The 25609-nt window shown below is 54.3% G+C and carries 23 protein-coding genes; 7 read left to right on the top strand and 16 right to left on the bottom strand.

Going from position 1 to position 25609, the window contains the following annotated elements; translation table 11 throughout:
• Positions 1-55 precede the first annotated feature (55 nt).
• Together sodC and P9J57_RS11530 are read left to right on the top strand one after the other, a co-directional pair.
• Entirely contained in the window at positions 56-574 is a 519-nt protein-coding gene (gene sodC / locus P9J57_RS11535) for a superoxide dismutase family protein (RefSeq protein WP_014605947.1), read from the top strand.
• A gap of 136 nt (positions 575-710) precedes the next feature.
• Positions 711-1178 (top strand): hypothetical protein, encoded by a 468-nt coding sequence (locus tag P9J57_RS11530; protein ID WP_014593614.1) that lies wholly within the window; start codon positions 711-713, stop codon positions 1176-1178.
• Here P9J57_RS11530 and P9J57_RS11525 read toward each other — a convergent pair whose 3' ends face one another.
• From P9J57_RS11525 to P9J57_RS11515, 3 genes are read right to left on the bottom strand one after another with little or no spacing between them, the layout of a single operon-like run.
• Positions 1179-3179, bottom strand: coding sequence for an FUSC family protein (locus P9J57_RS11525; protein WP_483279221.1), 2001 nt, complete (start codon positions 3177-3179; stop codon positions 1179-1181).
• A complete protein-coding gene (locus tag P9J57_RS11520) occupies positions 3176-4033 on the bottom strand; it encodes an HlyD family secretion protein (protein ID WP_483279506.1) in 858 nt (285 codons plus the stop codon). Before P9J57_RS11520 ends, P9J57_RS11525 begins: the two co-directional genes overlap by 4 nt.
• Before the next feature lie 5 nt (positions 4034-4038).
• Positions 4039-4281 carry a DUF1656 domain-containing protein gene (locus P9J57_RS11515; protein ID WP_013025621.1) on the bottom strand — a complete coding sequence of 81 codons (243 nt, stop codon included), beginning with the start codon at positions 4279-4281 and terminating at the stop codon, positions 4039-4041.
• 141 nt (positions 4282-4422) lie between these two features.
• Here P9J57_RS11515 and slyA point away from each other — a divergent pair, with 141 nt between their 5' ends.
• Positions 4423-4860, top strand: coding sequence for a transcriptional regulator SlyA (gene slyA / locus P9J57_RS11510; protein WP_013025622.1), 438 nt, complete (start codon positions 4423-4425; stop codon positions 4858-4860).
• Positions 4861-4904: 44 nt separating this feature from the next.
• Here the strand turns inward: slyA and slyB are convergent, their stop codons facing one another.
• On the bottom strand, positions 4905-5372 hold the full coding sequence (gene slyB / locus P9J57_RS11505) for an outer membrane lipoprotein SlyB (protein ID WP_013025623.1): 468 nt from the start codon (positions 5370-5372) through the stop codon (positions 4905-4907).
• 284 nt (positions 5373-5656) lie between these two features.
• Here slyB and anmK point away from each other — a divergent pair, with 284 nt between their 5' ends.
• Complete coding sequence (gene anmK, locus P9J57_RS11500) at positions 5657-6793, top strand: anhydro-N-acetylmuramic acid kinase (protein WP_072136701.1); 1137 nt, start codon at positions 5657-5659, stop codon at positions 6791-6793.
• Positions 6794-6825: 32 nt separating this feature from the next.
• Here the strand turns inward: anmK and P9J57_RS11495 are convergent, their stop codons facing one another.
• Positions 6826-7059, bottom strand: coding sequence for a DUF4060 family protein (locus tag P9J57_RS11495; protein ID WP_006119000.1), 234 nt, complete (start codon positions 7057-7059; stop codon positions 6826-6828).
• A gap of 229 nt (positions 7060-7288) precedes the next feature.
• On the bottom strand, positions 7289-8500 hold the full coding sequence (locus P9J57_RS11490; RefSeq protein WP_483279220.1) for a diguanylate phosphodiesterase: 1212 nt from the start codon (positions 8498-8500) through the stop codon (positions 7289-7291).
• Between the two features lie 721 nt (positions 8501-9221).
• Between P9J57_RS11490 and P9J57_RS11485 the strand changes: the two genes are divergently transcribed.
• A complete protein-coding gene (locus P9J57_RS11485) occupies positions 9222-9497 on the top strand; it encodes a hypothetical protein (RefSeq protein WP_071785157.1) in 276 nt (91 codons plus the stop codon).
• 221 nt (positions 9498-9718) lie between these two features.
• Here P9J57_RS11485 and budC read toward each other — a convergent pair whose 3' ends face one another.
• The 6 genes from budC to P9J57_RS11455 all read right to left on the bottom strand — a co-directional run bounded on the left by budC (position 9719) and on the right by P9J57_RS11455 (position 20502).
• Positions 9719-10483: a meso-2,3-butanediol dehydrogenase gene (budC, locus tag P9J57_RS11480; protein ID WP_105083121.1), complete on the bottom strand. Its 765-nt coding sequence runs from the start codon at positions 10481-10483 to the stop codon at positions 9719-9721.
• A gap of 136 nt (positions 10484-10619) precedes the next feature.
• Positions 10620-12692 (bottom strand): glycogen debranching protein GlgX, encoded by a 2073-nt coding sequence (gene glgX, locus P9J57_RS11475; protein ID WP_013025627.1) that lies wholly within the window; start codon positions 12690-12692, stop codon positions 10620-10622.
• Positions 12693-12751: 59 nt separating this feature from the next.
• Complete coding sequence (gene treY / locus P9J57_RS11470; RefSeq protein WP_483279219.1) at positions 12752-15283, bottom strand: malto-oligosyltrehalose synthase; 2532 nt, start codon at positions 15281-15283, stop codon at positions 12752-12754.
• Positions 15280-17067, bottom strand: coding sequence for a malto-oligosyltrehalose trehalohydrolase (treZ, locus tag P9J57_RS11465; protein ID WP_014593619.1), 1788 nt, complete (start codon positions 17065-17067; stop codon positions 15280-15282). The genes treY and treZ overlap by 4 nt, the downstream gene beginning before the upstream one ends.
• A 473-nt stretch (positions 17068-17540) precedes the next feature.
• Complete coding sequence (katE, locus tag P9J57_RS11460) at positions 17541-19805, bottom strand: catalase HPII (RefSeq protein WP_013025630.1); 2265 nt, start codon at positions 19803-19805, stop codon at positions 17541-17543.
• 520 nt (positions 19806-20325) lie between these two features.
• Complete coding sequence (locus P9J57_RS11455) at positions 20326-20502, bottom strand: con-10 family general stress protein (protein WP_014605940.1); 177 nt, start codon at positions 20500-20502, stop codon at positions 20326-20328.
• A gap of 329 nt (positions 20503-20831) precedes the next feature.
• Between P9J57_RS11455 and P9J57_RS11450 the strand changes: the two genes are divergently transcribed.
• Positions 20832-21800, top strand: a complete 969-nt coding sequence (locus P9J57_RS11450; RefSeq protein WP_014593620.1) for an apurinic/apyrimidinic endonuclease family protein — start codon at positions 20832-20834, stop codon at positions 21798-21800.
• Positions 21801-21847: 47 nt separating this feature from the next.
• Here the strand turns inward: P9J57_RS11450 and P9J57_RS11445 are convergent, their stop codons facing one another.
• Entirely contained in the window at positions 21848-22036 is a 189-nt protein-coding gene (locus tag P9J57_RS11445; RefSeq protein ID WP_126842993.1) for a ferritin family protein, read from the bottom strand.
• 363 nt (positions 22037-22399) lie between these two features.
• The gene (locus P9J57_RS11440) at positions 22400-22657 is read right to left on the bottom strand and encodes a biofilm development regulator YmgB/AriR family protein (protein WP_014605938.1); all 258 of its coding nucleotides are present in this window, start codon (positions 22655-22657) and stop codon (positions 22400-22402) included.
• Positions 22658-23333: 676 nt separating this feature from the next.
• Between P9J57_RS11440 and P9J57_RS11435 the strand changes: the two genes are divergently transcribed.
• Entirely contained in the window at positions 23334-23558 is a 225-nt protein-coding gene (locus P9J57_RS11435) for a hypothetical protein (protein ID WP_088900244.1), read from the top strand.
• A gap of 108 nt (positions 23559-23666) precedes the next feature.
• Here the strand turns inward: P9J57_RS11435 and P9J57_RS11430 are convergent, their stop codons facing one another.
• The gene (locus tag P9J57_RS11430) at positions 23667-24458 is read right to left on the bottom strand and encodes a BPL-N domain-containing protein (protein WP_455935261.1); all 792 of its coding nucleotides are present in this window, start codon (positions 24456-24458) and stop codon (positions 23667-23669) included.
• 240 nt (positions 24459-24698) lie between these two features.
• On the bottom strand, positions 24699-25580 hold the full coding sequence (gene bla / locus P9J57_RS11425) for a class A beta-lactamase (RefSeq protein ID WP_483279218.1): 882 nt from the start codon (positions 25578-25580) through the stop codon (positions 24699-24701).
• Positions 25581-25609: the final 29 nt, after the last annotated feature.

Here is a 25609-nt window from a genome sequence, read left to right as displayed (position 1 = left end):
ATCTTTGCGCACTGAGGCCAGGCTTAAGCTGAACCCAGAGCACTAAGGAGCCACAATGAAAGTGAAAACTATCGCGTTGTTGACGCTGTTAACCTGCGGCGCAGCCCAGGCCGCCAGTGAAGAGGTGACGATTCATGAGGTGTCGCCGCAGGGTATCGGCAAATCTGTTGGCACGGTGAAGATCGAAGAAACGCAATATGGTTTGCAGTTTACGCCCATGCTGGCGGGGCTAAAACCGGGCATCCACGGCTTCCATGTCCATGCGAAAGGCAGCTGTGAACCAGGTGAATCAGAGGGGAAAACGGTGGCCGCGGGCGCGGCGGGTGGTCATCTGGACCCGGATAATACCGGTAAACATCTCGGACCCTACGGTGAAGGTCACTTAGGGGACCTGCCAGCGCTCTACGTGGATGACCAGGGCAAGGCCAGCTATCCCGTGCTGGCACCCCGGATCAAAAACCTGAGTGAGATAAAAGGCAAGGCACTGATGGTTCACGTGGGCGGCGATAATCACGCGGATCACCCGAAACCGCTAGGCGGCGGCGGGGCCCGCTTTGCCTGCGGCGTAATCTGATCAGACAGTCTGGCGGCATCGGTTGCCGCCAGCATGGCTTTTCGTACGTTGAAGATTTGTTGTAGCATCATGCCTTCATTCCCCCCTATGATACTGATTCCCGTCATAAAGCCTGACAACCTGAGGAGCAGGGTAAATGAAATGGAAGGGCGCATGGTTACTGTGCCTGCTGCTGGCAGGCTGTGATAAACCCAATGATACGCAGTTGGTAACCGAAACCGGGCGAGAGCTTCAGCGTACCATTGATACCAATCCTGCACGGATTCGGTGTGAACATATCGCGAAGGGCCGTGAGCGGCTGAGTCGGGACGTGGTGCAAAAACTTGAAGCATCGCATTGCCAAAATGTTCTGCGTAGCGCCACGGAAACCAATTTCACAGATACCACGATCTATCACCACAATACGGTGATGATTTGCGGCGGCATCACGGGGAAAAGCTTCACTGGCACCTTCATTTCCCGGCGCTTTATTTTCTCCCCGGATGAAAAAGCGCTGGTTATTGAGCCGGTTTCTGAGGCGGATAAGACGCGATTCGAAGGACAAAAAACGGTACAGCAACTGCAGGATGATTTTAACCGCCAGCATCAGCAGTACTGTCAGTAGTCAGTCGGGAATGGCCTGTTTCAGCTGTTCCAGCGAACAACGTAAGCGCCACAACAATCCGGCAAGCGTTCCGGCTTCCCGGGTATTTTCCCTGATCGTTTCATCTGTCATCGTCTGTAGCGCATCCAGTGCCGCATCAAGTTGCCGGTGCTGAACACCGCGAAGGCTCATCACATGTTGCAGATCCTGCATCGCGCGCACGCGGTACTGATTCAGAACGGCGGATTCGGTGGGCCAGTCGCGCAGCTGCCAGACGAGGTGTGAGCAGTTGAGCAAAACCACGCCCCAGCGCAGTAGCCAGACGCGCGCTTTTTCATCCCGACTGCTGCTGAGCTGGCCGATCTTATGATAGATCAGCGACTCGAAGCGGTGTTGACTCAAATGGGGCCGGGGGCGAAGCTGATCGAGAAAAGCCATGCGCAGAGACTGAATATGGCGCCGGCTGCGGCGGCTATCCGAACTGGGGCGCAGCAGCTGAAACGCCAGCCAGGCGAGCAGTACGCCGCAAATTTTGGCGATATTGCCGTCAAAGAACGTTTGGTAGTCCCAGTCTGGTGGATTGGTCACGGCCAGAAACGATCCCAGAAAAACAATAAACTGTCCCCACATGGCGGCCCGCTGTTTCTGCTGCACCCGGAACAGTTGCAGGGTCAGCAACAAGGGAAATAACACCGCCAGCAGTTGCCATAGTTGATTAAACTGCACCATCAGCCCGAATTTAAACACAAAGCTAAATGCAAACAGCCACAACAGCGTTTTCAGTAATAACGTAATGCTGCCTGTGGGTGAGGGAGCCGAGGCGTAAAGCACGCAGGCGATCGCCGTGAAGGTGAGCGCCGATGCGCCCGAAGACCACTGCGTCGTAATCCAGAATGCGCAACCCGCGACCACGACAGTAAAAGTGCGCAGTGCACTCCAGCCTGCCTCTGCGCTATCGCTCTCACTGGCCAGCGCAGATACGGCCGGTGGTTGAAAGCGGGTATCCGCCTCGGCGTGCTCCAGCAGTCGTATCCAGCGCAATACGTTGAGGTACATCCAGCAGAAGTAGCGCAGCCGCTGACAGAACGCCCGCTGTCGATAATCCCCTTCGCTGGCAGGCGTAATCGTGCGCAACAACGCCGCGAGCCGATACTTATTGCAGTCGGGTTTGGCCAGTTCCTGCATGATAGCCTTCAGCACCTCAAACAGCGCCTCAGGTGCATCGGGCCAGTTCAGCAGCATACGACGAAGACTGGACAGCACGCTGGTCAGTCTCAGCTGCTGATGCAGGATGTAATTCAGCACGTTATTCTGGCGGCGAAAGCGATAATGGCTCCAGAAGGCCTGGATGCGTAATAAGTTCATGGTCAGGATCTGACCAATCACCGTTTCATGGGCGCTGCGTATCTCGTCATTACGGGTGTCCTGCAGCAGGCGCGTGGCATGTTCCAGCAGGCGGGCGTGCATCTGTTTTAGCGCGTGGATGAGTGCATCGCCGTCAGAGGTGCTGGGTAAGAGCATCATCATAAAGCCCGCGCACAGCAGCCCGGAAATCACTTCACATACCCGCGCCTGAGCAATCTCCCACAGGCTGGTGATGTCCGTCAGGTTGACACAGCTGAAGGCAATAATGGCTGCGGTATAACCCGCCAGCGAAAAACCATAGGCCACATTGTTTTGATAGTGGTTTGCCACCCAGGTGCACAGCGCCAGCCAGCCGGCAATATACAAGGTGAACAGCCAGGGCTCGTTTAACGTATGGCCGGCAATCAACAGCGCAGCGGCCGCCCCCAACAGGCTGCCCACGATGCGGCCCAGGCTTTTACTGATCACGCCGCCAAGGGTAGGAAAACTTACCACTGCTGCTGAGGTCATGGCCCAGTAAGGCTCGTCCAGGTTCAAACCATAGGCAATGCTCAGCGCAAGGCACATCGCGCCTGCATTGCGTAACGCATAGCGCCATTGACTGCGATCCGCCTTTACCCAGGGAAGGTTTCCCCAGGCCAGCCCGTTGAGATTCATGGTGCTATCGTAATCGTGCAGGTTGTACCGGCGATCAACAGCGCGCGATCGGGAAGCGATGTGAGGCGGATACGGACAGGGACACGTTGCGCCAGACGAACCCAGGGCACGTTCGGTTTAATATCCGGCAGTAAACCGTTATCCGCCTCCAGGCTTTGATCGTAGATAGCCCGCCCGATGCTTTCTACCTGACCGGTCAACTGCGCGCCGCTGCTGTAAAGCACCACGTTGGCAGCGGCGCCAGGATGAATGTGGCGCAGCTTGGTTTCTTCAAAGTAGCCGACGACGTAGTAAGAGTGGCTGTCGACCAGGGCAAAAAGCGGCGTACCGGCGCTGGCGTAGTTGCTAGGGCGCAGGGTTAAATTACTCACCCAACCGTCCGTGGGGGCGGTGAGGGTGGTTTGCTGCAGGTTCCATTGCGCCTGATCACGCTGTGCCTGTGCCGCCTTCACGCTGGCCAGTGCGGCATCGGCGTTCAGACGGGCAACATCCAGATCTTCACCTGAAATGGTATTGCGCGGCAGCCGGCTTCGCCTGCTGAACTCGTTTTGCGCTTTAGCGAGATCGGCTTTTGCCTGGCTAAGCTGCGCATCGGCTTTATTCAGATCGATTTGCCAGGGGACGGGGTCCAGCGTCAATAACGTTTCGCCTTTGTGAACAAACTGATTATCTGTCACCTTCAATGCCACAATGCGTCCTGAAATCTGCGGCGTGATATCCACTAACTCGGCACGCACTTTTCCATCTCGTGTCCAGGGCGACTGCATGTAGTAATTCCAGGCCCACCAGGCACTGAGCAGCGCAAGGGTAAAAACAATCAGCGTTGAAAAGTACTTTAATCCGGAAAATTTCATCGTTTTCATCCGTGATCCATCAGCCAGAGTGAGGCCGTCACGCACAGCACAAATAAGGAAAGATCAAACAGTGTGGGATGCCAGACGTCGCCAGAGGCGAGCCAGCCGCGCAGCAGTGGGTGAATCAGCAGCCAGAGAAAAAAACCGGCCAGCACCGCTTTAAACAGGGGAGGAAAGTAAAGTGACGCACCGAAAATCAGTTCCGTAAGCGGGTGAACACTGAGAAATCCGTTGCTGATGATATCCATTATGGGGATGCACTCTGGAACAGGTTAGTGAAATATTTTCAGCCGAAACTGTCTACTTAGTGATTAGTAATTTAACTTCCGGCTTGCAAAATACTATACAATGCAGCCTGATAGCTAGCCGACTAATTATAAGGAGATAACATGGATACCCCACTCGGAACGGACCTGTCCAGACTGGTGCGCATCTGGCGGGCTCTGATCGATCAACGCCTGAAGCCACTCGATTTAACCCAAACGCATTGGGTTACGCTGCACAATATCCATCAGTTACCGCCTGAGCAGTCACAAATTCAGTTAGCCAAAGCCATCGGTATCGAACAACCTTCGCTGGTCAGAACCTTAGATCAGCTTGAAGAAAAAGGGCTGATTACCCGAACCACCTGCGCACATGACCGCCGTGCCAAACGCATTAAGCTGACACAACAGGCCGAGCCGGTTATTCAGCAGGTCGAACACGTGATTGACATTACCCGTGACGATATTCTCACCGGTATCAGCCGCGATGAGATCAATCAGATGGTGTCGCTGATTGCGCGCCTTGAGAAGAATATTCTCGAACTACAGAACAAAGAAAAGTAATACCGACGCACAGTGCCCGTCACCGGCGTCGGTGGGTGACTGTATTAGCGTGGAGAAACGGTGACCTGGCTGCCATCGGTCGCCATCGCTACGCGCTGTCCTACAGAGTAACGGCTGGCGGCCTGTTTCTGCACCACCATAATGGTGTTGCCGTCATCCTTGCGGATTTCCAGTTCAACACCGTCTGTTTTGTTCATCGCACCTTGTACGCCCTGGCCCGCAACGCCACCCAGTACGGCACCGCCGGCTGTTGCCAGGCTGCGTCCCGCACCGCCGCCAATCGTGTTGCCCAGGAATCCACCCAGTACGGCACCACCGATAGCGCCAATGATATTGCTGTCATCGCCGCCCTGAATTTTAACCGGACGTACGGACACTAAGGTACCGTATGAAACGCTCTGGACCTGTTTGGCTTCACTGGCGCTGTAGGTATCGCCCGACAACGTATCGGTATTGCTACAACCTGCAAGCATCACTCCAGTCAAAGCGACCACAATTACACGCTTAATCATTTGAAAACTCCTTTATTCAAGAATGCGCCTATCTCTCGCGAAATCCTGTAAACAGTATAAGACAGAAAACTGGAGAATTGACCTTTGCCGGTATAAAACATGGCTGACGCCAGCATAGACCGTTAAATTTTAACAATGATTCAATCGATGAGAAAAAAATTTCTAAGGCGTTAACTCACAGGCAATTTATTGATTAAAAACAAATTAATCATGGATTTAACCGCAATTTTTTGTCAGGCTTAACGCGCGTAACACCATTTTCACCTTAATGAAAAGGAACGGCTATGAAATCAGGACGCTACATCGGCGTGATGTCGGGCACCAGTCTTGATGGTGTGGATGTGGTTCTGGCGGCCATTGACGAAAATATGGTGGCTCAGCAGGCCAGCTACTGTCATCCCATGCCACCGGATTTGCGTCAGGCTATTCTGGCCATTTGCCAGGGACAGGCCCTGACGCTGTCGCAGTTAGGGCAGCTTGATACGCGGCTGGGGCAGCTGTTTGCTGAGGCGGTATTGACCCTGATGCGCCGTGAATCCCTTGAAGTTGGCGATATCACGGCGATCGGCTGTCACGGGCAAACCGTATGGCATGAGCCGCAGAGCGCAGCGCCGAATACGCTGCAAATTGGCGATCACAATCAGATAGTTGCCGCGACCGGCATTACGGTCGTGGGGGATTTCAGGCGGCGTGATATGGCGCTGGGCGGGCAGGGCGCACCGCTGGTGCCGGCCTTCCATCAGGCCTTGATGATGGATGCCACCGAACGTCGCATGGTGCTGAACATCGGCGGGATTGCGAATCTCTCTTTACTTATTCCGGGGCAGCCTGTTCGCGGGTTTGATACCGGGCCTGGCAATATGCTGCTTGATGCCTGGATATGGCGCAATCAGGGCAAAGCTTACGATAAAGATGCCCAGTGGGCGCTGGGTGGCAAAGTCAGTCATGCCCTGCTTGATACGTTGCTGCGCGAGCCCTGGCTCGCGTTGCCGCCGCCTAAAAGCACCGGACGGGAGCTGTTTAACCTGGGCTGGCTTGAACAACATCTGCGTCATTTTCCCGGCATCGCCGCGCAGGACGTTCAGGCTACGCTTAATGAATTTACCGCCGTCAGCATCGCGCAACAGGTGCAACTCAATGACGGATGCGATCGTTTACTGGCCTGTGGTGGGGGAAGCCGCAATCCGTTACTGATGGCGCGACTGGCGGCGCATCTTGCGGGTACCGAAGTGACGACAACCGATACGATCGGTATCAACGGGGATGATATGGAAGCGCTGGCGTTTGCCTGGCTGGCGTTTCGCACCCTGTCCGGCCTGCCCGGAAATTTGCCTGCGGTCACAGGCGCACGCGAAAAAAGCGTGATTGGCGCCATTTATCCCGCCAATCCGTTGTTCATGCGACAGGGGAAAGGGGACTGAATCTGTCCCCTTTTAGAACAGCGTAAAACGAATCAGGCCACGCCAGGCAGATGCGTTAACTTGCGCACGCCCGTGATGACGGTTGCCACGATGGTTTCACGCCGGGTAATGACTTCAACCTGGTAGTATTTGCTGCGATAGGCAATTGAATAGATAACCGGATGGTATTTATTTCCCTCACCATAACGAGACATATGGGCTTCCAGCGCGCGCGAGGCGGCAACGATATGGACGGGTTCTTTATCACCGCGGATGATTTGCTTCATTCAGTCCCTCAAATGCTATACCTGTGGGGCACGCCTTAACAGGGCGCGTTGCGTCGGTCTTTAACACTGAACATCTGACTGCTTAACATCATCGATAATTTAAAAAACAGCGTGCACGTCTAATATTGCAGCGCAATGACACAATCTGAAACGTGCTACTAATATTTAGCAGCACGTTTTATGTCCGGCAAGAGAGAATGAAAATTTATTGTGTTGCGGGAGCCAGGGTTTATTTAAGCTCGGGCCAGGAAACGGAAGATACGCCATTTAATTTCGGCCAGGAAAACAGGAATCCCTGAAACTGTGAAATGCCGGCGGCTTCCAGCCACATCCACTCTTCGGGCTGTTCAATCCCTTCTGCAATCACGGTAATTTCCAGCGATGAACAACATTTTAAAATCGCGTGGACGATAGCCTGCTTCGGGCCACTCTTGTGCACGTTACTAATAATACTGCGGTCGATTTTAATTTTATCGGGCTGGATCTGGGTAAGCAGTGATAACCCGGCATAACCCGCGCCAAAATCATCGAGCGCGACGCTGATACCGGCGGCTTTGAGCTGTTTCAGCGCGGCGGCAAATTCGTCAGGACGAGAGATGATCTCATTCTCGGTAAACTCAACGACAATTTGCTCCGGCACCAGCTGGTGGGCATGAATTTCCGTCAGCAGAAAATCGACCGCGTCGGGAACAAGCACCAGCGACATCGGCAGCAGATTGATCGACAGCACCATATCATCCAGGCCGAGCGCCTTTGCCTGTGCAAAGGCCGTGCGTTTAGAGTGCAAATCGTTGCGGTAGATATCATTCGGATCAAGGCGGGAAAAATAGTGCTGTTGCGTTTCACCCTGATTGCCGCGAAGCAGCGCTTCAAGGGAAACAATTTTGCGTGCAAAGGGATCAATAATGGCCTGAAAAGCAAAATTTACGCCTTCCTGATTCAGCATGGCAACATCACCTTCGCGGGTTTCGGCCTCATCCTGAATAAAATCCCAGCTGTCTGCTGAGGGAATTTCAAAATAATTTTCTTTCTCGCGCGCTTCAACAAAGGTACGCAAGAATTTAAGCGCCCGATCTTCATAGGTCAGCTGGTATTTGGTGGTGCCTTTTTCCAGCACCGCATTAAGCACCGTGGTTTTATCGTATTGCCGCAGGTCAAACAGCTCCATGCCCACGTTGCCGAAACGTCGCGCAGGGGCATAATCGCGCATTAATTCCACAATATTATGATGGCTGGTATCGCGGCAAATACGTTCGTAAACCGCCAGCACATCACGTTCAGGACCTTCAAGGAGCTGAAAAAAGTGGGTGCCATTAAACAATAAAATACCGGTGACGCTGGATGATTCATTAATTTCGTTAGCCTTGGTGACTAATCCCTCCAGCATCTTAAGCGGAACATGGTCAGCGATGTGACTGCGATAGATAATTGTAGACAACATAAAGTCTTCCAGATTTTTGTTTTTTTACCGCACACATTGCCAGATCGCTTATCAGGCGGAGCCTAATCCTGCTGTAATACCATCGCAAAATGTGTCCTTGCCGTGCATTTCTCCAGCACGGCACAGGGGGCGCTTACCTGTGATGTTCCGTTGTCACAGAAGGTTTAACACGATCGATCCATGGGGTGGATAACAGACCATGGCGGGGGCAAACAGGTTTTTTATTATTCTGTTCATTACCAGCGTGTTACGCATTGTTTCTATTATATCAGCACTTCAGTGGTTAGGTATTGAATAGACGTATCTTTTTTGCAGGTTATGGTCCGTTAATAAATGACACCGATGAGTATTATTCTCAGGTTACCTGGGGTAATCAAATTATCCTCGTTCCCTGACTGCTACTCTTGAAAAGAAAACAGCAGTAGCCTGATTTGGCATGTGTTTTTAACCAAAACGTCGAAGGAGAGAGGTAAACACAATGATTAAAGTATCAAATCTGATCTTGCACCTGGCGCCTTTTTCAGCAGCCAGAGTCTGATAAGATACTAACGTAAGTCAGTGACCCCGTTGCGAATAAATCTCAAAACCGCTGTTTTGTCATTATCCCTGTGGTTTTAGGGATAATTCTCAGCTAGGGTTAACAACGCTACATTATTAAATAAAACCTTACATCACTCTTTTTATCGTCCTGATTGACACAGCGACCAGCAGGGGCAGTCCTATGCTTAAATCAAGCTACTATTACGTATGTCCTTTTACCCGAGGCGGATGGATAATTCATAAAGAAGGTTGTAGCCAGCTGGATAACAGCCGTGGACGTGAATTTATCGGTTCACTCTACACCCGGCAACAGGCCTTAACGGTCGCGAAAATCCATCATCCGGATGCGATTCTCTGCACCGCCTGCCTTAGCCCTTTCGTCTGTCCCACTGCCGGGCGGAGTCTGGCATCGCGCAATCGGGCCATGCCGACGCGACATACACCTAAGTCTTCCTGAATATTACGGACGTCAGCGCCGACGTTACGCGCGGCGGAGATATCGGTTTACTGCGCATGAGGCGTGAGCGCGATATAAAGAAATAATGTGTGAAGGTGAAATAATAATAACCGCGAAGAAGGGTGCACATTATTACCTGGTTAACAGGCGTGACGCTCACGCCTGTTAATATTAACGCCGAAAACTACAGCTTAACGCCGAAAACTACAGCGCTGTGATGATTACGCCTGTTTAGGCTGTCCGTTCGAAGCGGTCAGGCCGCCATCAACCGGCAGATTTGCGCCGGTAATATAACGAGCGTCATCGCTGGCGATAAAGGCAATGGCATCAGCAATATCTTCAGGCTCACCTGCGCGTTTAAGCGGAATGCGGTCATAGAAACGCTCAAGCAGGGCCTGATCGTTTTTCACCGCTTCCGTCAGCTCGGTGAAGGTAAAGCCCGGGCAAATCGCATTCACTCTCACGCCGTCCGCGCCATAATCCATGGCCAGTGACCGGGTGAAGTTGGTAACGGCGCCTTTGGCCGCGTTATAGACGCTCATGCCCCAGTCGCCACCTAATCCTGATACCGACGAAATATTCACTACGTTGCCTTTCGATTTCAGCAGGGCAGGCATAAAGAAGTGCACACAGTGGAATACGCCGTCGAGATCGACGCTCATCAGCTTCTTCCAGTCAGCGGGTTCGATCTCGTGGATGCGTCCCTGAACGATAATCCCGGCATTGTTAACCAGCACGTCCATGCGGCCATATTTTTCTTCAACGCGGGCGGCCAGCGCTTTTACCTGATCGGCCTCAGCCACGTCGCAGGCCGCTGCCATATGGCCATCGCCGGGCAACTGTGCCAGGACTTTTTGCAGCTTATCCTGAGTACGGCCAACCAACACGACAGATGCGCCTTCTTGTGCGAAGCGTTTGGCGCTTGCTTCACCAATTCCTGATCCGGCTCCTGTCACTACAACGATTTTACCTGTAAATCTGGACATTTTGCCTCCTTAATGGCGTCGCTTACTGTTTTAACCCTGTTCAGCCTGGCAGCCCTGCGGCCCAGGTCAAGCGCAACGGTACCGGATGCGTATTGTTTAACCGTTACGCATCCGGTTCGCGCCGCGCCGGGCGTCCTTAAGGCCTTCTGAACAGCGCCATACTGCGGCCTTCCAGTTCAAAGTCCTTCTCTTTGGTGATCACCATCCCGTGTTTGCTGGTATCGCTGGTGGTCAGTTCCAGCACCCAGCCGCCCTCACCGAACTGAGGGATCTGGAAGGGCACATTACCTTCAAACGGGTTGATGAGCATCAGCACGTCATACCAGACGCCATCCTGATGTTGCAGATCGGGTCGGCCGATGTAGACACCGAGCGTTGAACCTTCGTCCCACTGCTCAGCCTGCTGCAGGCCGCCGCCGGCATTGAACCACTTGATTTCCATCCCGTCGCGCCAGCTTTCACGCCGTAACAGCGGCTGGGTTTTGCGCAGTGAAATCACATGACGGGTGAATTCACGCAGGGCTTCGGCCGAAGCGGGCAGGTTATCCCAGTGAACCCATGAAATTTCACTGTCCTGGCAGTACCCGTTGTTATTTCCCATCTGGCTGCGGCCAAACTCATCGCCTGCCAGCAGCATCGGGGTTCCGTGGGAGAAAAACAGCGTGGCCAGGAAGTTACGTTTCTGGCGCTCGCGAACGGCGTTAATGCCTTCGTCGTCAGTGGGGCCTTCCACGCCATAGTTATAAGACCGGTTATCGTTGTGACCGTCGTTGTTGTCTTCACCATTGTCGGCGTTGTGCTTCTCGTTGTAGGACACCAGGTCGTTCAACGTAAAGCCATCGTGCGCGGTGATAAAGTTAACGCTGGCCCAGGGACGACGTCCGCGCTGATCGTACAGATCGCCAGAGCCAAGCAGACGGGCGGCAAAATCGGTCGGGACATTGTTTCCTTTCCAGTAATCGCGCACGGTATCGCGATACTGATCGTTCCACTCCGCCCAGCCCGGTGGAAAGCCGCCGACCTGATAACCACCAGGGCCAATGTCCCAGGGCTCACCGATCAGTTTTAAGCGTGAAAGCAGGGGATCCTGCGTAATGGCGTCAAAGAAGCCGCCGCGGGGATCGAAGCCTTCCGGTTCGCGGCCCAGAATGGTGCCAAGATCGAAACGGAAACCATCGATATGCATGGAGTCCGCCCAGTAGCGCAGTGAATCCGTCACCATCTGTAACACACGCGGATGAGAGGTGTTTACGGTGTTTCCTGTGCCGGTATCGTTAATGTAATAGCGATGCTGATCGGGTAAGGTGCGGTAATAAGAGAAGTTATCAATACCTTTAAAGGACAGCGTTGGCCCCAGTTCATTGCCTTCCGCGGTATGGTTATAAACCACGTCAAGGATCACCTCAATGCCCGCGTCGTGGAAGGCGCGGACCATATCCCGGAAACCCTGAATGCCTCGCGGACCAAAATAGCGTGTCGCCGGAGAAAAAAAGTTCAGCGAGTTATAACCCCAGAAATTTTTCAGCCCTTTATCCAGCAGGTGCTGATCGTCCGGAAACCAGTGCACCGGTAACAGTTCGACGGAGGTAATACCCAGGCTCTTGATATAGCCCACCGTGGACTGATGACTCATGCCGTCGTAAGTCCCGCGCATTTCAGGCGGCAGCGCCATGTTCAACTGGGTAAAGCCTTTCACATGCGTTTCATAGACGATCGTTTCAGACCAGGGAACCTGCGGGCGGTTTTGGTCCTGCCAGTCAAATTCGTTGGGGTCGATCACGCGACATTTTGGCGTGAAAGGGGCGCTGTCGCGATCGTCGAACGTCAGATCTTTGTCTTCGTGATACAGGTCATAAGCGAAGTGCGCCTCATTCCATGCGATGTCCCCGGCCAGTTCGCGGGCATAGGGATCGACAAGGAGTTTATTCGGGTTAAACCGATGGCCGTTTTCCGGATCGTAAGGACCGTAAACGCGATAGCCATAGAGCGCGCCGGGCTGCAAGCCGGGCACGTAACCGTGCCAAATCTCATGTGTGAACTCGGGCAAATCCAGTCTGGCTATTTCATTTTTTCCGCTTGGGTCATAAAGACACAGCTCCACGCGTTCTGCATGGGCAGAAAACAGCGCAAAGTTTACGCCTTTGCCATCAAAGTTCGCCCCAAGTTGCTGGCCCGATCCCGACGTAATTTCAAAACGATGATTTGACATCTGTCCCTCTCAATTAACGAACCCCGTTACGGTGTTTCAATCCATGTACTGACCTGCTTTCAGCAAGCTAACAATGCCAGTGCCCAGTAGTTATTTAACGTTTCCAACGAAATACGGTCGGTCAGGCTGATCGTTTCGCCGCTCAGCACATTGCGATAACGGCGATGTGCCAGTTCATCTGGCAGCACGATCTCGGTGGCGGCCCAGTGCGTCGCTGGGGGCGCTTCCAGCTTGAGCTGCGCGTCGAACACAAGTCGGGATGTCACCACAATAATGGCCTCACTGCCCTGGGTTCGCGCAAACGCCAGCAGCCTGTCGGACTGCGCGCCCTCAGCCGTAAGCGGCAGATAACTGCCCCGGGCAAAGAGTTCAGGCCTGTCCCGGCGTAAATTGAGCAGCGCCAGGGTGGCAAGCTGGTTAACCTGACCGCTGAGCCAGCTATCATGGCTACCGGGCAGGGCCGTCGTCGCAGAACGTAACATCGCTTCCAGGGCGGCATAATCCGGTTCGCGTCGGTTATCAGGATCGACCAGGCTGAAGTCCAGTGCTTCGCTTCCCTGATACACATCCGGCACCCCGGGCGCGGTCAGCTTAATGACTCTCTGGCTCAGGCTGTTCACCAGGCCGGCACGGATAAAGGGTTGCAGCGCCTTAACGAAATCCTGCAGGAAAGGCTGATTTGCAGGTGAGAGCAGGTGACGCGCGTAGCCCAGCACGGCCTGCTCGTACGCGGTGTTGTTCTCGGTCCAGTCAGTGCGCAGTTTGGCTTCACGCAGGGCTTTTTCGACATAGCCTGCGAAGCGTTCGGCAAGGGCATCCAGCCCTGCACTGTCCCGGGGATCTAAGGTGGGCGGCCAGACACCGGCGAGCGCCTGATACAGCATCCACTCCACGGACGGTTCCGGCGCAGGGCCGTCCTCTAGGGCACCCACGGCCTGGCGATTGAGTTCGCGCCAGCGCGCCACGTTCTCGGCCCAGCGCTGGGGGGCTTCCGTCAACGTGTAAAGCCGCGCGCGCGCGTCTTCGCCTCGCTTGGTATCATGCGTCGAGCTGGCGGAAAGGGCGTCCGGCTGGCGTGCAAGACGCGTGGCCATCTCATGGTGAAACTGCTGCGGGGAAAACTGCGTCTGTAAGGGTTCCGCGCCCACCTCATTTAACGCCAGCGCGCTGTTCTGTCGGTAAAACAGCGTGTCTTCGATGGATTTCGCCATCAGCGGACCGGTGAGTTGCTGGAAGCGGGTCCGGAAGCTGTTCGCCAGCGCGGTGGACTGGCTGGCGACGTCGCCCTGCATGATCTGCAGCAGGAAATCGAGCATGTGGCTGTCAGGTGCATGTTCCGACGCCCTGACGCCGTCAGCGACGGCCTGAAGACGTTGTTGGTCGTTGGCAGGCAGGCCGTGCGCATTGCCGTAGGTTCGATAGACCGGGAACGCCACCAGCAGTTCGCGCAGTGCGCTGCGGAGCCGCTCGGGATCAATCGCGATGTGTTCCCCCTCGGCAATGGCGCTGGCCAGGTCCATCAGGCGCGAAAATTCCCCGGCAAAATTGCGATCTGCCATCAGGCATTTTGCCTTACGAAGTTCGTCGTCCATCTGCACGACCTGGCCGCTGACGCTTTCACAGGCCTGGCGGAGGGCGTTGAGAGAGTGATTATCAACCAGCACATGCGACAGCGCGGCGATAAACTCATAGCCTGTGGTGCCGGAAATTGGCCAGTCGCTGGGGATCTGCTCGCCTTCACCCAGGATTTTCTCAACGGTGATATAACATGCCTCGCCGGCCTCGCGACGCAACTGCGTCAGATAACCTTTAGGATCGGCCAGTCCGTCAACGTGATCGACGCGCAGGCCGTCAACCGCGCCGCTGTGGACCAGTTCCAGAATAAGCCGGTGTGCATCCCTGAAGACGGTGGGATCTTCAACCCGTACGCCAACCAGCCCGGTCACCTCAAAAAAGCGGCGGTAGGAGAGGTCCCGTGCGGCATCGCGCCACGACATCAGCCGCCAGGGCTGCTGTTGATGCAATGCATCCAGCCCGGCTTTGCTGCGCAGCTGGAGCACGGCTTCTTCCTGTCCCTGCCAGCTTTCCGGCGTAAGCGGATAGTAACTTTCAAAATAGGCCAGCGCAGGCTTGCCGGTCTGGGGATCGCGTTTAACGGCAAGGTCGCCATTCTCCAGAACGGTATCAATATCATCACCCAGAAACGGCAGCGTCAGACGGCGTGACCAGTCGATGTCGAAGTAGTCGGCATAGCGACTGTCTTTACCCTGTTCAAGCACGTCGTGCCACCAGCCGTTCTCCAGCGATGCCGCCATGTGGTTGGGGACGATATCAATGATAAGCCCCAGTCCGGCCTGTTTTAACGTGCTGACCAGACGATCAAACCCCGCGCGTCCGCCAATCGCCGGGTCGATTTCATTAACATCGGTCACGTCATAACCGTGAGTGGAGTCACGGGTGGCGGTAAAGATCGGTGAGGCATAGAGATGGCTGATCCCCATTTTTTTCAGATAGGGCACCAGCGCTGCAGCGCGATCGAAGGTCATGCCATTGCGGAACTGAATACGGTAGGTGGCGGTTGGAATGCTCATTTAGGTTCTCCGGCAGCCAGACGAACAACGATCGCGTTTTGAGGGAGCGCATCGGTTGATTCTGGCCAGGCGAAGATTGTCTCGCCCGGCATCGCCGGCAGGGCGCGATCCTGTTCACCGATGTTGAATGCCATTGATAACGTGCCCGCCGGGAAACGCCAGCTCACGGCAACAAATCCCTCTGCGGTGTCCAGCACCTTTCCGCTGTTTCCACCCGCCGTCGCCAGCAGCGGCACAATATGCTGCTGCCGGAGTGCCAGCAGTGAGCGGGTCAACTTCAGCCAGCGTTTTCCTTCTTCGCTCTCCAGCTTGCTCCAGTCCAGTTTTGAACGGGTAAAGGTCGCTTCATCGTTAGGATCGGGAACGCTCTCGCCCTCATGACCGGCATGTCCTTCAAACTCTTTCGCCCGGCCTTCCCGCACGGCTTTCGCCAGATCGCCATGGAAATCGGTAAAGAACAGGAAAGGATGGGTTTCGCCGTACTCTTCCCCCATGAACAACAAAGGGATATGGGGCGACAGCAGCAACGTTGCCAGCAGCACCTGAGTACGTTCGGCACCGGCCAGAGAAATCAGCCTTTCTCCCTGCGCACGGTTGCCAGTCTGATCGTGGTTCTGGATAAAGTCCACGAAGGCCACCGGCGGCTGTCCGGTACTGTCAACACCGCGCGCTTCACCAGACTGCACTGAGACCTCGCCCTGGTAGACAAACCCTTCAGCCAGCGCGCGTGCCACACGTTTTTCCGGCCGATCGGCAAAATCTTTGTAATAGGCATGCGTTTCACCTGTGGCAAACACATGAACGGCATTATGAAAGTCATCATTCCATTCGCCGGTGAACAGTGGGGCGGTGCCATCTTCCGCTCTGGGATGCAGGAAAATCACGTTGCGACAGTCTTCGGTGGTGAGATGGATCTGGCGCTCGGGAATATCTGCGCGAATGCGTTCAGCGATGTCGATCAAAACAGGCGTGTCGGAAACGTCTTCAATCTGGTCGATGGCATCGAAGCGCAGGCCGTCCAGGTGGTATTCCTGCAGCCAGTAGAGCGGGGCTTCAACAATATAACGTCGCACCGCATCCACATCATAGGCAATGCCGGCGCCCCATGGCGTCATCCGGTCTTTATGGAAGAAGTCTGGTGACAGCAAGGGCAGATAATTCCCTTCCGGGCCGAAGTGGTTAAGCACGATGTCCAGAACAACCGCCATGCCATAGCCATGAGCCGCGTCAATAAACGCTTTAAAGTCATCGGGCGTTCCGTAAGCGGCATGTGGCGCGTACAGGAGCACGCCATCGTAGCCCCAACCGCGCTGCCCGCCAAACTGAGAAACGGGCATGACTTCAATCATGGTAATGCCGGTTTCCGCCAGATAAGGCAGTTTCTTTATCGCAGCCTGGAACGTGCCTTCTTCGGTGAAGGTGCCCATATGCATTTCATAAACCACGCTTTCCTGCCACGGGCGGCCTTGCCAGGTGGTGTTCTGCCAGCGGTAGTGAGCAGGATCGACGACCAGAGACGGGCCGTTAACGTCATTCTGTTGCGCGCGTGAAGCGGGATCGGGAATCACCGTGCCATCGTTCAGCACAAAGTTATAGGTTGCCCCCGCCTGTACATCGCTGACCTGCAGCTCAAACCAGCCGTCTCCGGCGGGCGTCATGGCAAGATCTTTATCCGAAAGTCGTAAACTAACCTGCTGTTGACCCGTTGCCCAGACGCGGAAACGCACGTTGCCATCGGCCAGATATTCGCTTCCCCAACTCTTAAAAAAAGATGTAGATACCATTCCGTTGCCTCTTTAACCAGAAAGTACGCAATAAGCACCACCACGCTATCGGTAAGCCGATGATGCGAATGCAAAATGATGTTAGCGAGATCAGGAGCCCGGGAGGTCGGTGCGCCTTAACAGCCTTTCCCCGTGCCATTATTCAGATATTGTTATGTGTAATACCGCATGAGGCACCCGGCAGTGCCTGCTTCACACAACACTCTCAACAAATAATCATAGACCAGGTTCCAACATTTACTGCCGCCGCGCGCAATGTACCCTGTGGCTTTTCCCCCCAGCGAGGCCGGGCTGTCCGATGAGCCCGGCCTCCATTTGCCTCTGCACAGGGGAAATCAGAAAAAGAGCACGGGCATCAGGCAGAAAAAAACCGCCTTTAACAGCGGTTTTGACGCAAACAGACCAGGTGGACGCCCATTCTGCGTGCGTTTAAGGTGTCAGCCCTCCCGTGGCAGGGCGGGCTGCTCCTGTCATCAGGCCGGAATGGATTCGGCCTTCTGGCTACGCGACCAGACGCGGTGTTCTGCCATCGCAGCAGTAAAATCATTCATCAGCGCGATTTCAGCATTATCGGCTTCCACGATGCCTTCCTCCTGCTGATTTTCATCCAGATCAAACTGCGCTTTGAAACGGCGTGCTTCACCACTCAGGCCAATGACTTTCAAATGTTTGTAAGCCTCCAGCAGGAAGTAGCGTGCATCTCCGCTTTTCAGCAGGGCATCAACGTTACCGTCGGGGACGATCACCGCATCAAAGGTCAGCGAAGGTAGCCCGTTAAACGTGGCATCGATCGGCAACAAAGAACCATCGTCCGCGCTGACCTGGCCCATATGCGCCGCCAGCAGTTTGGTGTGCACGCCAGCAGCGGTGAGATGCTGCAGAATAGCCAATACGTCGTCGGCTTTTACGCCTTCGCTCAGCAGCAGCGCGACCTGACGGCCTTTGATGTCGGCATCGGGAATGGCATACAGGCTCAGGCTGTCATCGCGCTGCAGGCCATTGACGTCTTTTGGCGGGGCGGTGTTGAGCTGCTCATCGCTGAGATCAATCCCGAGGTTGGCGGCCACCCCTTGGGCCAGTTTGACATCGATGCGCAACAGATGGTCCACCACGCGTTCACGGATGTAAGGGCGGGCCACCTTACTCAGCTCAAAAGAGTAGGCGGCAATGATGTGCTGCTGTTCAATGTCAGTCTGGCTGTTCCAGAACAAACGCGGCTGGGCATAATACTCACCAAACGAGGGGCTACGTTCGCGAACTTTGTGTCCTTCAACGCGCTCCTGATAGCTTTCGAAACCGCCCCCTTTTGCGGCAGGCGGTGTTTCCCGTGGCCAGTTGTCGTTGATGGAGTTGGGTTCGTAGTTGGCCGGATTCGTATCAATATCCATCCGGTGCATGCCCTGGCGCTGGAAATTGTGGTACGGGCAAACCGGGCGGTTGATCGGGATTTCGTGGAAGTTTGGCCCACCGAGGCGGCTGATTTGCGTATCGGTGTAGGAGAACAGACGGCCCTGTAACAGCGGATCGTTAGAAAAATCGAGTCCCGGGACGAGATGTCCCGGATGAAAGGCAACCTGTTCCGTTTCAGCAAAGAAGTTATCCGGATTGCGGTTCAGCACCATTTTGCCGACGCGCACGACGGGCACCAGCGCTTCCGGAATCAGCTTGGTGGCGTCCAGAATATCGAAGTCGAACCGGAACTCATCTTCTTCCGGGATCATCTGCAGGCCAAGCTCAAATTCCGGAAAATCTCCCGCTTCAATCGCTTCCCACAGATCGCGGCGGTGGAAGTCGGGGTCGCGACCGGTCAGCTTCTGGGATTCATCCCACAGCAGCGAGGCTTTGCCTGCCAGCGGTTTCCAGTGGAAACGAACAAATGTCGCTTTGCCTTCATCGTTAATCAGGCGGAAGGTATGAATGCCAAACCCCTCCATCGTGCGGTAGCTGCGCGGAATACCCCGGTCAGACATCGCCCAGATCACGTTGTGCAGAGTTTCAGGCTGTAGCGACACATAGTCCCAAAACGTGTCGTGAGCACTCTGTCCCTGAGGGATTTCATTATGCGGCTCAGGCTTTACCGCATGTACAAAATCGGGAAACTTGTGGGCGTCCTGTATAAAGAACACCGGCGTGTTGTTACCAACCAGGTCGAAAACGCCTTCATCGGTGTAGAACTTGGTAGCAAAACCACGAATATCACGCACCGTATCCGCTGACCCCGCGCCGCCCTGGACCGTCGAGAAGCGCACAAATACTGGCGTGATCTGCTCTGGCTCACTCAGGAAGTGCGCCTTAGTTACATCCTTTAGTGAGCAGTAGGGCTGAAAGTAGCCGTGGGCGGCTGAACCGCGCGCATGCACGATGCGCTCCGGAATGCGCTCATGGTCAAAATGCGTGATTTTCTCCCGCATGATGAAGTCTTCAAGCAGCGTCGGCCCACGTGAGCCGGCGCGTAATGTGTTCTGATCATTTGCAATACGGGTGCCCTGATTGGTCGTCAGCGGGCTGTCCGTTCCGTTTTTACGGTTCGCTTCCAGTTGATCGAGTTTCGTGCTGTGCGTGTCGGGTGCTTTAAGGCTACCCGGCGCGGTGGGTTTTTTACCCGGCGGCGTCGGTTCGGCTGGGGGTTGATGTGAACCCTCTTTAGGTGCCAGCGAGCCCAGTCCGGGTTGTGAGGATTCCGGACCCGTTGTGGGGGCTGGGTGATTCAGAGGATTATTCTTTTTCTCATTCGACATGACACGTTGCTCCAGCTTTTTTTTACTACTTGAGGTGCCAGTAAATATAGAACAACTTAATTAATAAGCTTATAAATATTGCGTTTAATGGCGCTGGTAAAATAATTATCGGATGGCGTAACGCAAAATCAGGGAGATATTAAGAAAGGAGAAAATAATTTAATGATGAAACTAAATGGTTATTTAAGCGTGGCGGTGGTTATTTAATCTATTGATATTTATCGGTTTGTTATTTATTAGTCGGGGAGGTTATTGTGTATTGATGGCGTGAGGCTGTTTTATCAAACCAGGCCTTTTCTGAAAATGCGGGGATTAAGTCGGTTACGCTTCGCTAAAGTCGGCTGAGTTTTATTTTTTCCGTTGCGCTTATTAACGCACAAGCGAAGCCGATATTATCCGTGAGCAATCGGTATTTAAACATGGGGATCGTTATCCTTAACGGGAATAACAGGCAGGGGTGAGAAAGAGTGAAAATCGCCAGTCCATGGCGTATTACCTCCTTAAGGCGCCTTACTCAGATCTACTTAGAGGTGCGACGGCTGTTTTTGCCTCCTTTCCGACCGGCCTCCCTGGCTCTTTCAGGATCGTTTTTGAAATTACCTCCGCTGGCTTTGCCTCCTGCACTGCCCGCTTCACTGGCTCGCTCAGGATCGTTGGCAAAATTACCGGCACCACCTCTGTATTTCTGTTGTGTCATAGACAAGACCTCATATCAGGGTTCCTTAGATAAGAAGGACTAGCTAGTCACAGCGGTAAGTTTAGTTCTGATACGAAATTATGCCACTTTGTCATCCCTTGTTCCTGGACGAAATGTAAGGGTATTTACTTGTAAAATCAGTGAATAAATTCTGCCCGCAGGCTGAACAGGTCGGGCGCCACAATGTGCTGTTATACGTCATCCGTTACACTCTGCCCGTCAGTGCGAAATTATTGGTAAAATCAAGCATTAACTTATTGATAGTTATGCTCTAAATAGCGAAATTTGAATTAGCTGTTACACTTTCTGAATACCGTTCAGGAGTGTTTATGAAATTAGGCTTTGCATGTAAGTACTTAAACGAACAGGGCAAGCAATATTTTCCCTTCCGTGCGACCACGCGTACCCGTTTTCTCGGTCTGGATGAGGCCCAGCGCACCGCGCTGATTTACGAGATTTCAAAGACAAATTTGCAGAACCTGTATCTGACGCTGGAAGCTATTGCGGCACTGCCAGAGGCGTTAAGGATGATGCGCATTGGCAGTGATTTACTGCCGCTGTATACGGTGCCGCAGGCTAAGCCGTTATTTGCAACGTTTTTACCCGAGCTGTATCCGCTGTTCGCCCGCTGCGGCGAGCTGGCGCGGACGCATCATATCCGGCTGTCATTCCACCCAGGACAGTACAGCGTGCTGGCGTCGGATAATCCTGATGTCGTGTCACGTGCCTTAGAGGATGTGGAATATCATGCTCTGTGTGCCTGCCTGATGGGCTACGGCAAAACCTTTCAGGATTTTAAAATCAACATTCATATGAATGGCAAACTCGGGTTTGAAGGGTTCAGGCAGGCATTTCAGCGGCTCAGCCCCGAAGCCCGGCTGATGCTGACGGTGGAGAACGATGAGATATCGTGTTCGCTGGATGATGTGCTGCAGGCCCGGGCGCTTTGCCCTGTGGTGCTGGATATTCATCATCACTGGGTTAAAGAGAATCAGTTTATTCAGGCCAGTGATGCAAGGATGGCGCAGATTATCGACTCCTGGCGCGGCGTACGCCCGGTGATGCACTACTCGATTTCGCAGGAGGGAATTATTCCGGCCGAAGGCTTTCCGGACCAGCAGGATCTCAGTGTGCCGAAAACCAAACTGCGTGCGCATTCTGATTACTATTTCAATGCCACGCTCAACGGCTGGGCTTTGTCCTTCGGCGACTTCGATATCATGTGTGAGGTAAAAATGAAAAACCTGGCGCGTGAACAACTGTATGACTGGGGCAGGCGTAATAGCCTGATTACCTGAGACGTGCCCGTTGCGGGTCTGAAGTGACGTCAGCGGCGGGCACCGGCTTACCCGGCCAGCAGCCCGTAGTGGCTGTTGCGCTTTGATCGCGACGGTCGCAGCGCGATCGGGAATGCCAGGAAATCGTTCAGGCCGGTATCCTTTGTCTGGGGATAACGCCGCGTAGCCAGCATCTGACCTGTTGCTTCGGCGATGACCTTTGCCAGCAAATCCCATTGGCTAAGGGCGCATATCAAAAGGCCTGCCGTTCGCCTTGACGGGCAGGGCCGATGAGAGGATCCGGGATGGGTTTCTGCCGCCAGCCAGTGTGTCCTTCGCTGGCGTTTCCCGGCTGACAGCCTAAGGAAGGTGGCGGTTCCTCTTCGTACAGCTTGATGAGTGACGAAACATGCTTCTCCCGGACGTGATTAAACCCAACGGCAGGAAAATTCACAGAAACGGGCGAAAGCTAACGCGCGACGAGCAGGGTTATCACGCCCTCTTGCTCAACTATTGTCGTGAAAAGATTGCCAGACAGGCATAAAAAAGCCCCTGAATCAGGGGCAAATTTTTAGGGAAGGCAAAGCGTCCTTGCTAAGTAGCGTGTCATCACAACAAAATTAAAAACGAGCCTCGCCCGGCGTACGCTGAAGCACAATCTCCAGGGCCTGACGATAGATATCCTGTTTGGTCGCGTCGGTTTCGCTTTCCAGTTTATGGATTAAGCCCAGCACCATATCTTTTTCAGAAACGTGTGCTTTAAAGGCCGCGAGTTCTGACCAGGTCTCTGCAATCACATCTTTTTCACTGGTGAAATGCTCACCCGCATTCATGAAATATTCAGAAATCTGAGACTCGGTATTGGTTGTCGTTTGCATAGTAGCCTCAAAATCGTGGAAACCGTTTCTGCCCGTGGCAGAGAAAAATTTTGCATCTGAAGGTGGAAATCCACTCACCTTCAGATGCGGTGCAAGGCACCTTTCGTTACAAGTGACTTAACATCACGCCGTAAAGTTATACAAAAAAAATACCTTTGTACAATTTTTTGCGAAAAAAAATCGGTGGTCGGAGGAGTTTTTTCACCATCAGCAACGCTGTGTAATGGCTCTGCTCGGTATTTTACTCTGATTTATAAGGTTTTTTTTTCATTTTTCCGCGTTTCGGTTTCCTCCTCGCTGTTGTACAAGACTGTACAAAGTTGTACAGATCAAGCTGTATAACCTGGGATAAAACGGCATCAAAACGCTGCCCGCCAGGAAAAATCTGTACAACATAACGCTGATAAAGCCGCGTTGAGCCCGATCCCTGTCCGCTGGCAGGTGAGATAATCTGTCAAAGCGACAGGATGGCGCTGCGCTGCCGGGTGGCGAGATAGCGTCAGAGATGACGTCCATGTTGCATGCGCGTCAGAAATCAGAAAGAGGGCAGTAACAACCCTGTTTGTGCGTTACAGGGGCCTGACGCTGGCTTTGTGGGCGGCGTTGCAATAATTCACTTCCTTCTGCCCCCGCAGGGCGTTAAGGTTTACGCCTCTCGAATCAGAAGGAAATGATAATGGTTAACGACTATTTTTCGCTGCCGCCGGCAGGCATGACACAGGAACAGCATAAACGTACGGTGGCGGTTGCGGCGGCACTGGCGGTGGCAAAAGAGTCCGTCAGCGCTTCAACGTCTGCGAATGGCTCGAAAGCGGCGTGGGATCTGCAGGCCGTGGCAAACGAAATCGCCAATCTGGCCGATGCGATTCAGGACGCGCTGGAGTCCGATAGCGAAGTATAACGGTGTCAGTGCGCTGTCGTCAGGGCAGCGTCCGGCCCCTGGATTAGCCGCCGGGGCTCAGGTTGTCCGGGCGGCGCAGCCCGTCAGGCGTTGACGAAGCGATCCGCATTATTGCGCCGCGCGTTGTGTGGAGAAATAAGCCAGCAGGCGCGTCATCTTTTGCTGGGGTGAGGTGTCAGTTACGCCACTGTCGCTGACGTCGCCCATCCAGCGCTCATCCGCTTCCGGATGCGGCCCGGTTAACACAACTGTCCCTTTGCCGTAGACGTAACGCGCCATCGCCACATCGCCATTACGGTAAAAAGCCACAGGTGTAAAACCGTCCTGCTGTGTCTGACCAACAAGATAAGGGCCATCCTGATAATAAAAGATTTCTTGCCTGTGATCCCAGGTCACCGCGATCGTGTAATCACCCTCATCCGCGATGTGTGAGCCCGGACGTCCCACTTCAGAGTCAAGGGGCGAGGCGATGAGCCCCAGCCAGTTACTGTCCGCCAGGTAGGCTCCCATGCACAGACCGAGATAGCCTTTGCCACTGCGGACAAAATCGCGCACGGCACGGGCCCCTTCATCACCGAGCGCGTCATAGGCAGCGGGGATGTCCTGGCCGCCGCCGGGCTGGATATAAAGATCAAACTGGCGCAGGTTCTGTGCATTCAGCTTTCGTTTTTCGTGCTCACCGATATAGGCAATGCTGAGTGGCATCGCGACGCCACGAAGCGCTTTCACCACCATTTCAGAACAGCCCTCACAGCCTGCCGCACCGCGATAAACGGCAACGTTTAGCGGAGTTTGTGCCGCCAGGCTAACGCCGGATGCGACGCTCAATGCAAACAGCATCGCGGTGAAAATCCCGCGTCGATAGCGGACACGTTGTGATGCGTCAGAAGCGAGGCGCATGTTGCATTTCCTGTCAGACAAAGAAAGAGACGATTTCCGTAACGGCTGCTGCCGCAACGGAAAGCAGGTGGGCTCAGGCAGCGTGCCAGGCCGACATCAACATACCGCAATCTGATGTTCTTGAGCAACTGCTCAATTCAGGGCGGTGATTATCCCGCACTAACCCTTTTGGCCGACGAGACGCTTGAGCACACCGCCGCCAGCGGGGTGGCGGTGTGCGCAGTCGCGCGCTGAACGCCCTTATTTGTTGTACCCTGAGGCGACAATTTTCGCTGCACCCGCCAGCACATCTTTACGCGCAGCGGCGTGCTTATCAGGCTGGGTGTAATAGGTTACCAGCACCAGCGGTGCATGATGCGGTGGCCAGATGACGGCAATATCATTGGTGGTGCCGTAATCACCGCTTCCGGTTTTATCTGCAACCGTCCAGCTGGCGGGCAGGCCAGCGCGTATGCTGTTAGCACCCGTTGTATTGCCTTTCATCCAGTCGGTCAGTTGCTGACGTTGCGCGGGTGCCAGCGCCTTGCCCAGCACCAGCTTTTTCAGGCTTTGCATCATGGCATCAGGCGATGTCGTATCACGCTTATCACCCGGGATAGCAGTATTCAGCTCCGGTTCTTTGCGATCGAGCCGAAAGGTGCTGTCGCCAATGCTACGTGCAAACGCATTGACCTGTTGCGGGCCACCCAGGCGGATCAGCAGTGCGTTCATGGCGGTATTATCGCTGTATTGCAGCGCCGCCGCGCTGAATTCTGCTACCGTCATGGTGGCGCCGACGTGTTTTTCAGTGATGGGGTTATAGTTAACCAGGTCGGCTTTATGAATGGCGATTTTTTCACTCATCAATCCGTCCGCGCTTTCGCTTTTTTTCAGGATGGCCGCAACGGCGAAAACTTTACTGGTGCTGCATAGCGGAAAGCGCGCATCTCCCCGGTAGGTGAAAACGGCGCCATCGGCGGTGTCGGTTACCGCCACACCCAATCGTCCGCCCGCATTTTTTTCCAGCTGTTGGATGCCGCGTTGCAGTGCGGCCTCGTCAAAGCCGGCCTGGGCGGCAAGCGGCATCGCGAGTGCCAGCAGGGTAACGGCCGTGCTGGCGCGTCGTCTGAACAGATGAGTCATAGTCAATCTCCACTGATGAATGCCCGCCT

This window comes from Pantoea sp. nfd-35, assembly GCF_056892255.1.
Note: the sequence above shows the minus strand (reverse complement) of the source record. Positions and strands in the feature narration are given on the sequence as shown.

Excerpts from the sequence above, each read along its gene's own strand:
- sodC (WP_014605947.1), top strand. The coding sequence starts at position 56 with ATGAAAGTGAAAACTATCGCGTTGTTGACGCTGTTAACCTGCGGCGCA.
- P9J57_RS11530 (WP_014593614.1), top strand. The coding sequence starts at position 711 with ATGAAATGGAAGGGCGCATGGTTACTGTGCCTGCTGCTGGCAGGCTGT.
- P9J57_RS11525 (WP_483279221.1), bottom strand. The coding sequence starts at position 3,179 with ATGAATCTCAACGGGCTGGCCTGGGGAAACCTTCCCTGGGTAAAGGCG.
- P9J57_RS11520 (WP_483279506.1), bottom strand. The coding sequence starts at position 4,033 with ATGAAATTTTCCGGATTAAAGTACTTTTCAACGCTGATTGTTTTTACC.
- P9J57_RS11515 (WP_013025621.1), bottom strand. The coding sequence starts at position 4,281 with ATGGATATCATCAGCAACGGATTTCTCAGTGTTCACCCGCTTACGGAA.
- slyA (WP_013025622.1), top strand. The coding sequence starts at position 4,423 with ATGGATACCCCACTCGGAACGGACCTGTCCAGACTGGTGCGCATCTGG.
- slyB (WP_013025623.1), bottom strand. The coding sequence starts at position 5,372 with ATGATTAAGCGTGTAATTGTGGTCGCTTTGACTGGAGTGATGCTTGCA.
- anmK (WP_072136701.1), top strand. The coding sequence starts at position 5,657 with ATGAAATCAGGACGCTACATCGGCGTGATGTCGGGCACCAGTCTTGAT.
- P9J57_RS11495 (WP_006119000.1), bottom strand. The coding sequence starts at position 7,059 with ATGAAGCAAATCATCCGCGGTGATAAAGAACCCGTCCATATCGTTGCC.
- P9J57_RS11490 (WP_483279220.1), bottom strand. The coding sequence starts at position 8,500 with ATGTTGTCTACAATTATCTATCGCAGTCACATCGCTGACCATGTTCCG.
- P9J57_RS11485 (WP_071785157.1), top strand. The coding sequence starts at position 9,222 with ATGCTTAAATCAAGCTACTATTACGTATGTCCTTTTACCCGAGGCGGA.
- budC (WP_105083121.1), bottom strand. The coding sequence starts at position 10,483 with ATGTCCAGATTTACAGGTAAAATCGTTGTAGTGACAGGAGCCGGATCA.
- glgX (WP_013025627.1), bottom strand. The coding sequence starts at position 12,692 with ATGTCAAATCATCGTTTTGAAATTACGTCGGGATCGGGCCAGCAACTT.
- treY (WP_483279219.1), bottom strand. The coding sequence starts at position 15,283 with ATGAGCATTCCAACCGCCACCTACCGTATTCAGTTCCGCAATGGCATG.
- treZ (WP_014593619.1), bottom strand. The coding sequence starts at position 17,067 with ATGGTATCTACATCTTTTTTTAAGAGTTGGGGAAGCGAATATCTGGCC.
- katE (WP_013025630.1), bottom strand. The coding sequence starts at position 19,805 with ATGTCGAATGAGAAAAAGAATAATCCTCTGAATCACCCAGCCCCCACA.
- P9J57_RS11455 (WP_014605940.1), bottom strand. The coding sequence starts at position 20,502 with ATGACACAACAGAAATACAGAGGTGGTGCCGGTAATTTTGCCAACGAT.
- P9J57_RS11450 (WP_014593620.1), top strand. The coding sequence starts at position 20,832 with ATGAAATTAGGCTTTGCATGTAAGTACTTAAACGAACAGGGCAAGCAA.
- P9J57_RS11440 (WP_014605938.1), bottom strand. The coding sequence starts at position 22,657 with ATGCAAACGACAACCAATACCGAGTCTCAGATTTCTGAATATTTCATG.
- P9J57_RS11435 (WP_088900244.1), top strand. The coding sequence starts at position 23,334 with ATGGTTAACGACTATTTTTCGCTGCCGCCGGCAGGCATGACACAGGAA.
- P9J57_RS11430 (WP_455935261.1), bottom strand. The coding sequence starts at position 24,458 with ATGCGCCTCGCTTCTGACGCATCACAACGTGTCCGCTATCGACGCGGG.
- bla (WP_483279218.1), bottom strand. The coding sequence starts at position 25,580 with ATGACTCATCTGTTCAGACGACGCGCCAGCACGGCCGTTACCCTGCTG.